Below are 15660 nucleotides of genomic sequence, written 5' to 3'. Positions count from 1 at the left end.
CAGCTACCAGCCGAGGACTTCTTTCAGGAAGGGAATGGTCAGCTTGCGCTGGGCCTGCAGCGAGGCCTGGTCGAGGCGTTCGAGCAATTCGAACAGCGCACTCATGCTGCGCTCGCCACGGTTGAGGATGAAGCGCCCGACTTCATCGGTCAGGTGCAGGCCGCGGCGCGAGGCACGCAGCTGCAGGGCACGCAGCTTGTCCTCGTCGGACAGCGCATGCAGCTGGAACACCAGCGCCAGGGTCAGGCGCGACTGCAGGTCGGCCAGACCGATCGGCAACTCGCGTGGCGCGGCGGCGGCAGCAATCAGCAGACGCCGTCCACTGTCGCGCAGGCGATTGAACAGGTGGAACAGCGCTTCTTCCCACTCCGGCCGGCCCGCCACCGCTTCCAGATCATCCAGGCAAACCAGCTCGCACTGCTCCAGGTTGTCGAGCAGCTCCGGGCCATAGTCGGCCACTTCGGCCAGCGGCAGATAGACCACCGACTCGCCACGCTGCTCGAACCGCAGGCAGGCCGCCTGCAGCAGATGGCTGCGCCCCACGCCCTCGCTACCCCAGAGGTAGATCAGGCTTTCGGTCCAGCCCGCATCGGCCTCGCACAGGCGCTCGGCATAGCCGAGGGCCGCAGCGTTGGCGCCGGGATAATAGTTGGCGAAGGTGGCGTCATCACGCAGACGCACCCCCAGGGGCAGCTGAATCGGGATCATGCAGGGTTGGGCGGTTCGTCAGAACCTGCTCCGGGCTCACCATAGAGGGCGGAAAGTTTATAGAAATCATGAGCATGGCGCAGCAAAACCATGATGATCGCCGCCACCGGCAAGGCCAGCAGCACGCCGGTGAAGCCGAACAGTTGGCCGCCGGCAAGGATGGCGAAGATTACCGCCACCGGATGCAGGCCAATTCGATCACCGACCAGCCAGGGTGTCAGCAGCATGCCTTCGAGCAGCTGGCCGATGCCGAACACCACGGCGATGCCGATCAGCGGGTACAGCTCGAAGCCGCCGAACTGGAACAGTGCCGCTACCAGCGCCGCACCGAAGCCGACGATAAAGCCCATGTACGGCACGATGCTGGCCAACCCGGCCAGCACACCGATCAGCAGGCCCAGCTCCAAGCCGACCAGCATCAGACCGCCTGAGTAGATGCCAGCCAGCGCCAGCATCACCAGCAGTTGGCCACGGATAAAGGCACCCAGCACTTCATGGCACTCGCCGACCAGCTGCACCACGAAACTCTCGCGGCCCCTTGGCAACAGGCCACGCAGCTTGGCCAGCATCACATCCCAGTCGCGCAGCAGGTAGAAGGCCACCACCGGGATCAACAGCAGATTGCCGATCCAGCCGAGCAACGCCAGGCTGGATGCCGTGGCCTGGGCCAGAACCAGGCCGACGATATCGCTGGTCTTGCCCAGGTGCTCGCTGAGCGCGGCCTTGATCTGCTCAAACCGCCAGAAGTCCTCGGCCAGGCCGAACTGCGCCTGCGTCCAGGGCAGCGCCTGGTGCTGCAGCCAGTCGAGCAACTGCGGCACCAGCTCGTACAGGCGCATCAGCTGGCGCCCGAGCATGGGGATCAGCACCAGCAAGAGAATCAGCAACAGCAGGCTGAACAGACCGAACACCAGCACCACGGCCCAGGTCCGCGACAATTTGCGCCGCTCCAGGCGATCAACCAGCGGGTCGCTCAAGTAAGCCAGCAGCATCGCCACCAGAAACGGCGACAGAATCGGCGTCAGCAGATACAGCAGCCAGCAGAACAACACCAGCCCAGCCAGCCACATCCAGCGGCGTGAATCGGTCATATCAGGCTCTCCGCCTTGATCTAGCAGTTAACTGGGAGCTGGCGACGGACTACCAGCGAAAACGCAGCAGGTTTGCAGGAGTCGGGGCTGGTGCAGCCCCGGCTGCGGCGCTGGCATCCAACGGCGCTGCATCTGCCGGGACTTCCTGCAAGCCGGCCAGGCCCAGTTGGGCGCGCAGCTGTTCGGCGCTGGCGTTGACCTGCCAGGTCAGTTGATCGCCCTTGACCTTGTTCAGGCGCGCGGCGAAGGGTTCGAGCAGGCGCGCCAGCTCGGCATAGCGGGCCAGGTCGGCGCCCTGCACCTCGACCAGCATGGCGCCTGACGCACCCGGCTTGACCACGAAACGCGGTGCCAGACGCTCGCTGACGGCCAGCAGAACGGCATCGGCCAGCTCTTGCGGACTTCCGCCTTTAACAGTCCCCTGCTCACGGGTATCCCCAAGCCACAGACGCCACTCAGCTGCCATTCCAGCGTACTCTTCACGAGCAAGCACGGTCAGCAGAGCATCGGCGTCATAACGCTTCGATGCCTCGCGCAGAGCATCGGGTTGATTGGCACTCAGATTCTCCGATGTAGCAACTAGCTGCTCCTGCAGGTCGGCCAACGGCAGACGCAGTGGCAAACCGCGATTCTGTGCGGCCTGGCGCAAGGGGGCGGCTGAGCTCTGACCATCGCCAACCAGGCTAGCTTCCTCTCGCGAAGTGACTATCCACCAAGTCAAAATGGAAGGACGATTAGCCCCCCACAGGGCCAGCCCAGCCTGGCGCAACTTGTTGTCGGTGGTCAGCGGATCGAAGTCGACCACCAGGGTTTCGCCTTCGTAGACATAGCGACTGACCAGCTGCTGCGGGTCCTTGCGCACCCCGTCCAGGGCCGGCGACTGCAGCGCCTTGGCATCGCCAGTCAGGCGCAGCACCAGGGTTTCCAGAGCTTTGCCCAGGGCCACCGTGCGTTCTTCCGGCTGCTGGCTGGTGACCGGCTCGCGTACCTGATAGAGGCCGCTGACCGGCTCGGCGAAGGACGGCAGGCTGAGCAGCGCGCAGCACAGGGCAAACAGACGAACGAACAGGCGCATGGTGAGTCTCGAAGGCTGGGGGTTGTGCGACAGGCGCACGTGAAGGGCTATACCTTAAACAGCCGCCGGCCACCCGGCAACCGTCGGGGCCGGTGGCCGCTGGCGGGCAAGCCTGATAAAATCGCGCGCCTTCGCAGACCGGCATGCCTGTGGGCACCACCCAGGGCCGGTCGCCACTCGAATTTCCCCCTTTAAAGGCCTGAACCCATGAGCAAGCAACCCTCCATCAGCTACAAGGACGCCGGTGTAGACATCGACGCCGGTGAAGCCCTGGTCGAACGCATCAAAGGCGTCGCCAAGCGCACCGCGCGCCCGGAAGTCATGGGTGGCCTGGGTGGTTTCGGCGCCCTGTGTGAAATCCCCGCCGGCTACAAGCAGCCGGTACTGGTCAGCGGCACCGACGGCGTCGGCACCAAGCTGCGCCTGGCACTGAACCTGAACAAGCACGACAGCATCGGCCAGGACCTGGTCGCCATGTGCGTCAACGACCTGGTGGTGTGCGGCGCCGAGCCGCTGTTCTTCCTCGATTACTACGCCACCGGCAAGCTCAACGTCGACGTGGCCGCCACCGTGGTCACCGGCATCGGCGCCGGTTGCGAACTGGCCGGCTGCTCCCTGGTCGGTGGTGAAACCGCCGAGATGCCTGGCATGTACGAAGGCGAAGACTACGACCTGGCCGGCTTCTGCGTCGGCGTGGTGGAAAAAGCCGAGATCATCGACGGTTCGAAAGTCGCCACCGGTGACGCCCTGATCGCCCTGCCCTCCTCTGGCCCGCACTCCAATGGTTACTCGCTGATCCGCAAGATCATCGAAGTGGCTGGCGTCGATATCGCCACCACCGAGGTGGCTGGCAAGCCGCTGACCGACCTGCTGATGGCGCCCACGCGCATCTACGTCAAACCGCTGCTCAAGCTGATCAAGGAAACCGGCGCGGTCAAAGCCATGGCCCACATCACCGGTGGCGGCCTGCTCGACAACATCCCGCGCGTGCTGCCGCAAGGCGCCCAGGCAGTGGTCGACGTGGCCAGCTGGAGCCGCCCGGCGGTGTTCGACTGGCTGCAGGAGCAAGGCAACGTCGACGAGCACGAGATGCACCGCGTACTCAACTGCGGCGTCGGCATGGTCATCTGCGTCGCCCAGGACCAGGTCGAAGCGACCCTGGCCAGCCTGCGCGCTTCCGGCGAAGCCCCGTGGGTGATCGGCCAGATCGGCGTTGCCGCCGAAGGCGCTGCCCAGGTCGTGTTGAACAACCTGAAAGCCCACTGATGGCCGACTGCAATGTCGTGGTGCTGATTTCTGGGTCTGGCAGCAACCTGCAGGCCCTGATCGACAGCATCGCCACCGGTGACAGCCCGGCACGCATCCGCGCGGTGATTTCCAACCGCGCCGATGCCTATGGCCTGGAACGCGCCAAGCTGGCCGGCATCGACACCCTGGTCCTCGACCACAAGCAGTTCGACGGCCGCGAAGCCTTCGACGCCGCGCTGGTCGAGGCCATCGACGGCTTCGATCCGCAGCTGGTGGTGCTGGCCGGTTTCATGCGCATCCTCAGTGGCGGCTTCGTCCGTCACTACGAAGGTCGCCTGCTGAATATCCACCCCTCGCTGCTGCCCAAGTACAAGGGCCTGCACACCCACCAGCGCGCGCTGGAAGCCGGTGACCGCGAGCATGGCTGCAGCGTGCACTTCGTGACCGAGGAACTCGATGGCGGCCCACTGGTCGTACAAGCGGTAGTTCCGGTACAGGCTGACGACACGCCAGAGAGCCTGGCGCAACGCGTGCACGCCGAAGAACACCGCATCTATCCCCTGGCGGTCAGCTGGTTTGCCAGTGGTCGCCTGCGCCATGCCGATGCTGGCGCCCTGCTCGATGGCCAGGCCCTACCGGCCAGCGGTCATATCATTCGCAACTAAAGGAGACTCCATGCCCCGCGTCCTGTTGTTGCTGCTCGCCGTACTGGCCCTGCCGGTGCAGGCCCTCGAACTGAAACCGTTTTCCGCCAGCTACACCGCCGACTGGAAACAGGTGCCGATCAGCGGCACTGCCGGGCGCAGCCTGAAGGCCCTGGACAACGGGCGCTGGGAGCTGACGTTCGAAGCGGCCATGCTGGTCGCCAGCCTCAGCGAAGTCAGCACCTTTCGCGTCGAGAGCGGCACCTTCCTGCCGCTGACCTACCGCTTCGAGCGCAGCGGCCTGGGCAAGGCCAAGCAGATCGAGCACGACTTCGACTGGACCGAGAAGCAGGTACTCGGCAGCGATCGTGGCGAGCCGGTGCGCTTCGCCCTCAACCGTGGCATGCAGGACAAGTCGACCTACCAGTTGGTGCTGCAGGAAGACGTCGCCGCCGGCAAGCAGAGCATGAGCTACCAGGTGGTCGACGGCGACGAGATCGAGGTTTACGACTTCCGCGTGCTGGGCGAGGAGCGCGTGCGCACCCAGGCCGGGCTGATCGACGCGATCAAGGTCGAGCGCGTGCGCGACCCGACCCAGAGCAGCCGCAAGACCGTGCTGTGGTTCGCCAAGGACTGGGACTACCTGCTGGTGCGTCTGCACCAGGTGGAAAAGGACGGCAAGGAATACCAGATCATGCTCAAGGACGGCACCGTGGGTGGGCGCGCCGTCGAAGGCATCAAGAAGTAAGAACCCGTCCACGATCTCCTGACTGTCGGCCATACCGCGTTAAAAATGGCCTCGGAATGCTCATTTACAGCTCGTAAACTCCGCTTCCTCGGCCATTTTTGCCTTGTCTGGCTCTAATTCAGAGGATCGTAAACAGGCTCTTCGCACTCCTGCCGTGAACGAGCCGGGCAATGCCCGGCTTTTTTCTGCCTGGTGAAAATACCCTAGGCTGGTCAGTGAGCCATCAGGGGATAACGCCATGAACGACAGCTACCAGCCCATCGCCTGCGATCTTTACGACTACCTGGAGATCGCCTGCCTGCACCACTACCACCTGCGCATCGAGCTGACCGATGGCAGCGAGCTGCAGGCCGAGGCAGTGACCACGGAGATTAATGCGAGCAAGGAGGAGTTCTTCGTCGTGCGCAGCGCTACGGGTGAACAGCGCTTGCGCATGGATCGCCTGCTGGCCATCACACCGTTGGATACGGGTGCCAGTTTCGGCCGGGTGCTATTGGGTAATGCGCGCTGCTAACCACTCAACCCGGTAAACGCCCTACGCGAAACCCGGTTGTAGCCCGGATGCAATCCGGGAGTGGAGCTGCCTATTTCCCGGATTGCATCCGGGCTACGACTGGAAAGCGGCATTTTTCCTTGCCGCACATGCAGCAGCCATGCAACGGGATGATGAGTTGCTGGCACCTCGGACAGCCCCCTCTCCCACTTGTGGAAGAGGGTTAGGGAGAGGGGCGCAGTGGCCTGCCCTACCCTCTCCCCCGGCCCCTCTCCCGTGAACGGGAGAGGGGAGCAAAGCACTTAAGTGAACGGTATTAGGGCAATGCCCAGCTTTTTCCACTCACCCAGCGTCACCACATCAGGTCGTCCGGCACCTGGTAGGCGGCGTACGGGTCGTCGGCATCCGGCGCCTCGGTCTGGGTGTTGAGCAGCAGCACCCGTTGCGGGTCGCGCTCCTGGATCTTCAGCGCGGCTTCGCGCGGGATGATCTCGTAGCCGCCGGCATGCCGGACGATGGCCAGCGAGCCACGGCTAAGCTTGTCGCGCAGCATGGCGTTGACCGCGATGCGCTTGACCTTCTTGTCGTCGACGAAGTTGTAGTAGTCCTCGCTGGTCATCTTCGGCAGGCGCGAGGTTTCGATCAGTTGCTTGATCTGCGCGGCGAGGGCCTTCTGCGCGGCCTTCTCCTGCTGCTGGCGGTTCAGCTCCTGGTCGCGCGCGACCTTCTCGGCCATGGCCTGCAGGGCGGCCTGCTTCTGCGAGTCGTCGACTTCGACCTGGTTCTTCTTCTCCAGGCGCTGCTGCTTCTGCTTCTGCTTGCCGGCCTGCTTGACCTGCTTTTCATTGACCAGACCGGCTTTCAACAGCTGATCGCGGAGGGAAATACTCATAAGGCCTTCAATCTCGACAGTTAACAGCCAGGCAGCAGTTTTTCCTGCTTCTTGGCTTCGCCCCACAGGGCATCCAGTTGTTCCAGGCTGCAATTCTCAATGGGCTGGCCGGCTGCGCGCAAGGTTTGTTCGATAAAGCGGAAGCGCCGCTCGAACTTGCCGTTGGCACTGCGCAGGGCCGTTTCCGGGTCGACCTTGAGATGGCGCGCCAGGTTGGTGACCACGAACAGCAGGTCGCCAATTTCCTCGGCGATGGCCTGCGGGTCGTTCTCGCTCATGGCCTCCAGCACTTCGTCCAGTTCTTCGCGCACCTTGTCCACCACCGGCAGGGCTTCCGGCCAGTCGAACCCGACCTGGGCTGCGCGCTTCTGCAGCTTGACCGCGCGGCTCAGGGCCGGCAGCGCGCTGGGCACATCGTCCAGCAGGGACAGCTGCTCGGGAACGGCGGCCTTTTCTGCACGCTCCTCGGCTTTTAACTCTTCCCAACGCTGTTTGACCGCCGCTTCCTCGAGCCTGGCCGCATCCGGCGCGCCATACAGGTCGCCATCGACGAACACATGCGGGTGGCGGCGGATCAACTTGCGGGTAATGCCGTCGACCACCTGGGCGAACTCGAATCGCCCCTCCTCGCGGGCCAGCTGGCTGTAGTAGACCACCTGGAACAGCAGGTCACCGAGCTCACCTGGCAGGTGCTCGAAGTCGCTGCGCTCGATGGCGTCGGCTACCTCGTAGGCTTCCTCGATGGTGTAGGGGACGATGGTCGCGTAGCTCTGCTTGAGGTCCCACGGGCAACCATGTTGCGGGTCGCGCAGGCGGGCCATCAGGTGCAGCAGGTCGTCGAGGGAATAGGTGTCTTTCATAAGCCTGTTTCGCACAGTCGGTGGATGGATTGCGCCGCGCGGATTACCCCGCCCAAATCAACCGTAGCCCGGATGTAATCCGGGGGCCTTGGCGCCGGCCACCCCGGATTGCATCCGGGCTACGGACTGGAATTATTCATTCGGGTTGAGCGTCGCGAGCGAAGGGCTGGCTAGGCGAAGTGGCGTCGGAAAAGCGGAGTTGGCTGTAGCCAATGAGCATTTTCCGGTGCCACTTCAACAACGCCAGACCGAGCGCAGCAGCTCAACTGCTGCGGCTGCGGCGGGCCTCGATAATATTGGGCAGCTGCGAGATACGCCCCAGCAGGCGCGCCAGCGCATCCAGCCCGGGAATCTCCACGGTGATCGACATCGACGCGGTGTTGTCTTCCTTGTTCGAGCGGGTGTTCACCGCCAGCACGTTGAGGCGTTCGTTGAGCAGCAGCTGGGAGACGTCGCGCAGCAGGCCGGAGCGGTCGTAGGCCTTGATCACGATATCCACCGGGTAGGTCTGCACCGGCACCGGGCCCCAGCTGACCTGGATGATCCGCTCCGGCTCGCGCCCGGACAGTTGCAGCACCGAGGCGCAGTCCTGGCGGTGGATGGACACCCCACGGCCCACGGTGATGTAGCCGACGATCGGGTCGCCCGGCAGCGGCTGGCAACAGCCGGCCATCTGCGTCAGCAGGTTGCCGACACCCTGGATCTGGATATCGCCGCGCTTGCCCGGCTTGTAACCGCTGCTGACCCGCCGCGGGATCAGCTCCAGCTGTTCGTTGCCACGCTCCGGCTCGACCAGTTGCTGCGCCATGTTGACCGCGTGGGCCAGGCGCAGGTCACCGGCACCGAGGGCAGCCTGCATGTCCTCGGCGGTCTTCATGTTGCACTTGTCGGCCAGCTTGTCGAAGTCCACGTGCGGCAACGCCAGGCGCGCCAATTCGCGTTCGAGCATGACCTTGCCGGCGGCGACGTTCTGGTCGCGGTCCTGCAGCTTGAACCAGTGGACGATCTTCGCCCGCGCCCGCGAGGTGGTGATGTAGCCGAGGTTGGAGTTCAACCAGTCGCGGCTCGGCGAGCCGTTCTTGCCGGTGATGATCTCCACCTGCTCGCCGGTCTGCAGGCTGTAGCTGAGCGGCACGATGCGCCCGTTGATCTTGGCGCCACGGCAGTTGTGACCGATCTCGGTGTGTACGCGGTAGGCGAAGTCCAGCGGCGTGGCGCCCTTGGGCAGGTCGATGGCGTGACCGTCCGGGGTGAACACGTAGACCCGGTCCGGCTCGATATCCACGCGCAGCTGTTCGGCCAGGCCGCCGATGTCGCCGAGTTCCTCGTGCCACTCGAGCACCTGGCGCAGCCAGGAGATCTTCTCTTCGTAGTGGTCCGAGTTGCCTTTGACGTCGGTGCCCTTGTACTTCCAGTGCGCGCACACGCCCAGCTCGGCTTCCTCGTGCATGGCCGAGGTGCGGATTTGCACTTCCAGCACCTTGCCGTCCGGGCCGATCACCGCCGTATGCAGCGAGCGGTAGCCGTTCTCCTTGGGGTTGGCGATGTAGTCGTCGAACTCCTTGGGGATGTGCCGCCACAGGCTGTGCACGATGCCCAGCGCGGTGTAGCAGTCGCGCATCTCCGGCACCAGCACGCGCACCGCGCGCACGTCGTAGATCTGGCTGAACTGCAGGCCCTTGCGCTGCATTTTGCGCCAGATCGAATAGATGTGTTTGGCCCGCCCGCTGATGTCCGGCTTGATCCCGGCGGCGGTCAGTTCCTCGCGCAGCTGCTTCATCACATCGTTGATGTACTGCTCGCGATCGAGGCGGCGCTCGTGCAGCAGCTTGGCGATCTGCTTGTACTGCTCGGGCTCCAGGTAGCGGAAGGACAGGTCCTCCAGCTCCCACTTGATATGGCCAATGCCTAAGCGGTGAGCCAGCGGCGCATAGATGTCGAACACCTCGCGGGCCACGCGATGGCGCTTCTCGTCGTCGGCATGCTTGACCGCACGGATCGCGCAGGTGCGCTCGGCCAGCTTGATCAGTGCCACGCGCACGTCATCGACCATGGCCACCAGCATCTTGCGCAGGTTTTCCACCTGCGCCTGGGAGCCAAGCACCAGGGAGTCGCGCGGATTCAGCGAGGCGCTGATCGCCGCCATGCGCAGCACGCCCTCGACCAGCTTGGCTACTACCGCGCCGAACTTTTCCTGCACCGTCTTGAGGGTGATCTTGCCTTCGCGCACGGCGCGGTAGATCACCGCAGCCACCAGCGAATCCTGGTCGAGTTTGAGGTCGGCGAGGATCTCGGCGATCTCCAGACCGGTGCGGAAGCTGGAGTTGCCCTCGGCCCACAGGTTCTGCGCGGCGTTGGCCTGTTGCTCGGCATCGCGGGCGAACTCGCAAGCGACTTGCAGCGCAGCGCGGTCCAGCGCCGGATCGGCTTTCAGGGTGTGGTCCAGCCACGCTTCCAGGTTGATGCTGCCGTCATCGTTGATCGGCTGATGAGCCCTGACCTGTACCATCTCTTACCTTCCCTACGGCGAGCGTTCGACTCGCAGAAATATCGCCAGCCTCTCGGGACTGGTCAGACTACGCGAGCATCCTAGCCCGCCTCGAATAACGCCATGGCCTCGACATGCGCCGTCTGCGGAAACATGTCGAGAATGCCGGCCCGTTTCAGCCGATAACCCTGACGCACCAGCTCGGCCGCATCGCGGGCCAGGGTCGCCGGATTGCACGATACATAGACCAGACGCCGGGCACCCAGCACAGCAATCTGCTTGACCACCTCGAACGCGCCATCACGCGGCGGATCGAGCAATACCGCATCAAACTGCTGCCGGGCCCAACCGCCCTCGGCCAGCGGTTTCGACAGGTCGGCGCGAAAAAAGTGCAGGTTACTCAGGCCATTGGCGCGGGCATTGTCACGCGCCCGCTCAACCATCGTCTGCACCCCTTCCACCGCCACCACTTCGGCAACCTGCTGCGCCAGCGGCAGGGCAAAGTTGCCCAGGCCGCAGAACAGATCCAGCACCCGCTCGCCAGTCTGCGCTGCCAACCAGTCTAGTGCCTGTTCGACCATCGCCTGATTGACCGGCCCGTTGACCTGGACGAAATCGCCCAGGCGGTACTGCAGCTCCAGGTTCCACGGTTCCAGACGGTAACCCAGGCTCAGCCCGGGCTGATCGGCCTCCGGCTCGCCGGCACCGTGCAGCCACAGCTGCGCCTGGTGCTCGGCGCAGAAGCTGCGCAGGCGCGCCAGGTCGGCCTCGCCCAGCGGCGCCGTGTGGCGCAGCAGCAGGGCCGCCTGGGTGCCGTGGAACAGTTCGACGTGGCCGAGCGCCTGGGGTTTGTCCAGGCTGCGCAGTAACAGCGGTAACGCGCGCAGCAAAGGCTGCAAGGGCTGTACCAGTACCGGGCAGTCGGCGATGGCGACGATGTCCTGGCTGGCGGCGGCGCGGAAACCCACCTCCAACTGCTTGTTCTTGACGTCCCAGCGCACGGCGATGCGCGCGCGGCGGCGGTAGGCGAACTCGGGGCCGACCAACGGTGCGGCCCACTGTTCGGGCTCAATTCCGCCCACTCGCTGCAGCTGCTCACTCAGGCTGCGCTGTTTCAGGGCAAGCTGCTCGGCGTGCGGCAGGTGCTGCAGAGTGCAGCCGCCGCAAGTGCCAGCATGCGCGCAAGGCGGCTGACGACGCAGTTCCACTGCCTGCAGGATGCGTTCGGCGCGGGCCTCGACCACCTGGCTGCGGGCCGCCAGCACGCGCGCTTCGACCTCCTCGCCCGGCAGCGCGCCGGCGACAAACCAGCTGCGGCCGTCGACGAAGGCAATGCCGCGGCCATCGTTGGCCAGCCGCTCGATGCTGAGCTTCTGCTTCTTGCCCACTGGCACTTGCGCCTTGCGCTCGCCGCCGCTGGGTTGGAAACGCAAGCCACCGCTGCGCTTGGCCATCTGGATTACCTGCTGATCGATACGCTGAACGTGGGCCGCAGCCTGGCTGCAGCCGTGAAAATTATTGCGGGTCGTCGTAGACGCCGGTGGACAGGTAGCGGTCGCCGCGGTCGCAAATGATCGCCACCATCACCGCGTTCTCCACTTCCTGCGACAGGCGCAGCATGGCCGCCACCGAACCGCCGGAAGACACGCCGCAGAAGATGCCTTCCTCGCGGGCCAGGCGCCGCATCACCTGCTCGGCTTCCAGCTGGCTCATGTCGATCACCCGATCCACCCGCGTGGCGTCGAAGATCTTCGGCAGGTATTCCTCGGGCCAGCGACGGATGCCGGGGATGGCCGAACCTTCCTGGGGCTGCAGGCCGACGATCTGCACCGCCGGGTTCTGTTCCTTGAGGTAACGCGACACGCCCATGATGGTGCCGGTGGTGCCCATGGAACTGATGAAGTGGGTGATGCTGCCCTGGGTCTGCTGCCAGATCTCCGGGCCGGTGCCGGTGTAGTGAGCCACCGGGTTGTCGCCGTTGGCGAACTGGTCGAGCACCTTGCCACGGCCATCGGCCTGCATCTGCAGGGCCAGGTCGCGGGCGCCTTCCATGCTGTCGACCAGGATCAGCTCGGCACCGTAAGCAGTCATCGCCGCCTTGCGCTCGGCGGTAGAGTTGTCCGGCATGATCAACACCATCTGGTAACCCTTGATCGCCGCGGCCATGGCCAGGGCGATGCCGGTGTTGCCGCTGGTGGCCTCGATCAGCACGTCGCCGGGCTGGATATCGCCACGCTGCTCGGCACGGCTGATCATCGACAGCGCCGGGCGATCCTTCACCGAGCCGGCCGGATTGTTACCTTCCAGCTTCACCAGCAAGGTGTTGGAGGTGTTGCCGGGCAGGCGTTGCAGGCGAACCAGCGGGGTGTTGCCGATGCAATCGGCGATGGTGGGAAACTGCAGGGTCATGGCGAACTGAATGATCCGGGTACAGATAGAGGCGCCCATGATAACGGCAAACCGCCGCGCGCCATATCGCAGGAACTTCGCAGCTTGTTACCGAGGCTTATATAGAGACGCAAACGGCTGTCAGCCACCCCGGTCAGCCGCTAAACTCGACGAACACTTACCTGCTGGAGAACCCCGTGTTCAAGGAACTCGGCATCAAGGGCCGCGTGCTGCTGCTCACCCTGCTGCCCACCAGCCTGCTGGCCCTGGTTCTGGGTGGCTATTTCACCTCGATGCAGCTGGCCGAATTGCGTGCCCAGCTGCAACAGCGTGGCGAACTGGTGGTGCAGCAACTGGCGCCCCTGGCCGCGCCGGCGCTGGGCCGCAACGACGCCAAGCTGCTCGAACGGCTGGCCCAGGAAACCCTCAACCAGGCCGATGTGCGCGCCGTCAGCTTCCTCTCCAGCCAACGCCAACCGCTGGCCCAGGCCGGCCCGAGCATGCTCAGCCCGCCGCCACAGAGCGATGGCAGCCCGCTGGTGCAGAGCGACGGCGAGGATGCCACGCGTTTTCTGCTGCCGGTCTACGGCCGCCATCGCAGCCTGGTCAGCGAGCAGAGCGACGACGAAGCCAACCGCCTGATCGGCTGGGTCGAGCTGGAGCTGTCACACCACCGCACCCTGCTGCAGGGCTATCGCAGCCTGTTCGCCAGCCTGTTGCTGATCGTCACCGGGCTGGCCGTCACCGCCCTGCTCGCCCTGCGCATGAGCCGCACCATCAACGAACCGCTGCGCAGCATCAAACAGGGTGTGGCCCAGCTCAAGGACGGCAATCTGCAGACGCGCCTGCCAGCCCTCGGCAACCATGAACTGGACGAGCTGGCATCGGGCATCAACCGCATGGCCGAATCGCTGCAGAATGCCCAGGAAGAGCTGCAACACAGCATCGACCAGGCCACAGAAGACGTGCGACAGAACCTGGAGACCATCGAGATCCAGAACATCGAACTGGACTTCGCGCGCAAGGAGGCCCTGGAGGCCAGCCGCATCAAGTCCGAGTTCCTCGCCAACATGAGCCACGAGATCCGCACCCCGCTCAACGGCATCCTCGGCTTCACCAATCTGCTGCAGAAAGGCGACCTCACCCCGCGCCAGCAGGACTACCTGGGCACCATCGAGAAATCCGCGGAGAGCCTGCTGGGGATCATCAACGAGATCCTCGACTTCTCCAAGATCGAAGCCGGCAAGCTGGTCCTGGAAAGCATTCCGTTCAACCTGCGCGACCTGCTGCAGGACACCCTGACTCTGCTCGCCCCCGCCGCCCACGAGAAGCAGCTGGAGCTGGTCAGCCTGGTCTACCGCGACACCCCGCTGTCGCTGCAGGGCGACCCGCAACGGCTCAAGCAGGTGCTGACCAACCTGGTCAGCAACGCCATCAAGTTCACCCGCGAAGGCACCATCGCCCTGCGCGCCATGGTCGAGGACGAAAGCGACGACCGCGCGCAGCTGCGCATCAGCGTGCAGGACACCGGCGTCGGCCTCTCCGACGAAGACCAACGTGCGCTATTCCAGGCCTTCAGCCAGGCCGACAACTCGCTGTCGCGCCAGGCCGGCGGCACCGGCCTGGGCCTGGTGATTTCCAAACGCCTGATCGAACAGATGGGCGGCGAGATCGGCGTCGACAGTGCGCCCGAGGAAGGCTCGGAGTTCTGGATCAGCCTGAGCCTGCCCAAGGCCCGCGACGACAGCGAAGACCTGCCGCGGGCGCCACTCAGCGGCCGCCGTGTGGCCATGCTGGAACCCCACGCCCTGGTCAACCAGGCCCTGCAGCACCAGTTGGAAGATTGCGGCCTGCAGGTCCTGCCGTTCGCCAGCCTCGATGCCCTGCTGGAAAGCGTGGCGCAGCACCAACAAAGCAAGCAGCCGATCGAGCTGGCCGTGCTCGGCGTGCGCGTGCAGGAGCTACCGCCGGAGCAGCTCAGCCAGCGCGTCTGGGACCTCGACCGCCTCGGTTGCAAGAGCCTGGTGCTGTGCCCGACCACCGAGCAGGTGCTGTACCACGAGAGCCTGCCGGACGCGCACAGCCAGCTGCAGGCCAAGCCGGCCTGCACGCGCAAGCTGCAACGCGCGCTCTCCGACCTGATCCACCCGCGCCAGCAGCGCAGCGAGAGCCGCCAACCGCTGACCAGTCGCGCCCCGCGCCTGCTGTGCGTCGACGACAACCCGGCCAATCTGCTGCTGGTGCAGACCCTGCTGGGCGACATGGGCGCCGAGGTGGTCGCCGTGGACAGCGGTTACGCCGCCCTGGACAGCGTGCAGCAGCACAACTTCGATCTGGTCTTCATGGATGTGCAGATGCCCGGCATGGACGGACGGCAGGCCACCGAGGCGATCCGCCAATGGGAACAGGAGCGCGAGCGCAGCCCGATGCCGATCGTCGCCCTCACCGCCCACGCCCTCGCCAACGAGAAGCGCGCCCTGCTGCAGAGCGGCATGGACGACTACCTGACCAAGCCGATCAACGAGCGCCAGCTGGCCCAGGTGGTGCTCAAGTGGACCGGCCTCGACCTGCGCGGCCAGGTCGCCGCCAGTGCCGCCGACAGTGTACCGGTCAGCAGCTCGCTGCACGTCCTGGATGCCGAGGAAGGCCTGCGCCTGGCTGCCGGCAAAGCCGACCTGGCGGCCGACATGCTGAGCATGCTGCTGGCCTCGCTGGCCGCCGACCGCCAGACCATTCGCCAGGCTCGCGAAAGCGGTGATCGCAACGCCCTCATCGAACGGGTGCACCGCCTGCACGGCGCCACCCGCTACTGCGGCGTGCCGCAATTGCGCGCCGCCTGCCAGCGCAGCGAAACCCTGCTGAAACAGGAGAGCCCCGCCGCCCAGGGCGCCCTCGACGAACTCGACGCCGCCATCGCGCGCCTGGCCGCAGAAGCTGCCGTCGGCGCCTGAAGCGGCGCCACCGGCGCTGAACGAGCGCATCCGTTCGCGCTTACCGGGCCCTCGCCCCACTCACCGATGCAGGC

13 protein-coding genes are annotated in these 15660 nt (G+C 65.1%); 5 read left to right on the top strand and 8 right to left on the bottom strand.

Going from position 1 to position 15660, the window contains the following annotated elements:
- Window positions 1–3 precede the first annotated feature (3 nt).
- Genes hda through HNE05_RS06395 form a run of 3 tightly spaced genes read right to left on the bottom strand, consistent with a single transcriptional unit; the run spans window position 4 to window position 2874 of the window.
- Entirely contained in the window at window positions 4–708 is a 705-nt protein-coding gene (gene hda, locus HNE05_RS06405) for a DnaA regulatory inactivator Hda (RefSeq protein WP_160494865.1), read from the bottom strand.
- Entirely contained in the window at window positions 705–1799 is a 1095-nt protein-coding gene (locus tag HNE05_RS06400) for an AI-2E family transporter (RefSeq protein ID WP_173204476.1), read from the bottom strand. The genes hda and HNE05_RS06400 overlap by 4 nt, the downstream gene beginning before the upstream one ends.
- Window positions 1800–1848: 49 nt before the next feature.
- Window positions 1849–2874, bottom strand: a complete 1026-nt coding sequence (locus HNE05_RS06395) for a DUF2066 domain-containing protein (protein WP_173204473.1) — start codon at window positions 2872–2874, stop codon at window positions 1849–1851.
- A gap of 207 nt (window positions 2875–3081) precedes the next feature.
- On the opposite strand from HNE05_RS06395, the gene purM reads away from it, so the two are divergent.
- The 4 genes from purM (at window position 3082) to HNE05_RS06375 (ending at window position 6028) form a co-directional block, all read left to right on the top strand.
- Entirely contained in the window at window positions 3082–4140 is a 1059-nt protein-coding gene (purM, locus tag HNE05_RS06390; RefSeq protein WP_173204470.1) for a phosphoribosylformylglycinamidine cyclo-ligase, read from the top strand.
- Window positions 4140–4787, top strand: coding sequence for a phosphoribosylglycinamide formyltransferase (gene purN, locus HNE05_RS06385; RefSeq protein ID WP_420826991.1), 648 nt, complete (start codon window positions 4140–4142; stop codon window positions 4785–4787). The genes purM and purN overlap by 1 nt, the downstream gene beginning before the upstream one ends.
- A gap of 10 nt (window positions 4788–4797) precedes the next feature.
- A complete protein-coding gene (locus HNE05_RS06380; RefSeq protein ID WP_173204467.1) occupies window positions 4798–5514 on the top strand; it encodes a DUF3108 domain-containing protein in 717 nt (238 codons plus the stop codon).
- Between the two features lie 238 nt (window positions 5515–5752).
- Window positions 5753–6028 (top strand): Rho-binding antiterminator, encoded by a 276-nt coding sequence (locus HNE05_RS06375; RefSeq protein WP_173204463.1) that lies wholly within the window; start codon window positions 5753–5755, stop codon window positions 6026–6028.
- 331 nt (window positions 6029–6359) lie between these two features.
- On the opposite strand, the gene HNE05_RS06370 is transcribed toward HNE05_RS06375, so the two are convergent.
- The 5 genes from HNE05_RS06370 to cysM all read right to left on the bottom strand — a co-directional run bounded on the left by HNE05_RS06370 (window position 6360) and on the right by cysM (window position 12656).
- Window positions 6360–6899, bottom strand: a complete 540-nt coding sequence (locus HNE05_RS06370; protein ID WP_173204460.1) for a DUF2058 domain-containing protein — start codon at window positions 6897–6899, stop codon at window positions 6360–6362.
- Window positions 6900–6919: 20 nt separating this feature from the next.
- A complete protein-coding gene (mazG, locus tag HNE05_RS06365) occupies window positions 6920–7759 on the bottom strand; it encodes a nucleoside triphosphate pyrophosphohydrolase (RefSeq protein ID WP_173204457.1) in 840 nt (279 codons plus the stop codon).
- A 262-nt stretch (window positions 7760–8021) separates the two neighbouring features.
- On the bottom strand, window positions 8022–10268 hold the full coding sequence (gene relA, locus HNE05_RS06360; protein ID WP_173204454.1) for a GTP diphosphokinase: 2247 nt from the start codon (window positions 10266–10268) through the stop codon (window positions 8022–8024).
- A gap of 80 nt (window positions 10269–10348) precedes the next feature.
- The gene (gene rlmD, locus HNE05_RS06355) at window positions 10349–11701 is read right to left on the bottom strand and encodes a 23S rRNA (uracil(1939)-C(5))-methyltransferase RlmD (protein ID WP_173204450.1); all 1353 of its coding nucleotides are present in this window, start codon (window positions 11699–11701) and stop codon (window positions 10349–10351) included.
- Window positions 11702–11762: 61 nt separating this feature from the next.
- Window positions 11763–12656, bottom strand: a complete 894-nt coding sequence (cysM, locus tag HNE05_RS06350) for a cysteine synthase CysM (RefSeq protein ID WP_173204437.1) — start codon at window positions 12654–12656, stop codon at window positions 11763–11765.
- A gap of 176 nt (window positions 12657–12832) precedes the next feature.
- On the opposite strand from cysM, the gene HNE05_RS06345 reads away from it, so the two are divergent.
- A complete protein-coding gene (locus HNE05_RS06345; RefSeq protein WP_173204435.1) occupies window positions 12833–15586 on the top strand; it encodes a response regulator in 2754 nt (917 codons plus the stop codon).
- The last annotated feature ends 74 nt before the right edge of the window (window positions 15587–15660 follow it).

It is taken from the genome of Pseudomonas campi (genome assembly GCF_013200955.2).
Classification (GTDB): Bacteria; Pseudomonadota; Gammaproteobacteria; order Pseudomonadales; family Pseudomonadaceae; genus Aquipseudomonas; species Aquipseudomonas campi.
Note: the sequence above shows the minus strand (reverse complement) of the source record. Positions and strands in the feature narration are given on the sequence as shown.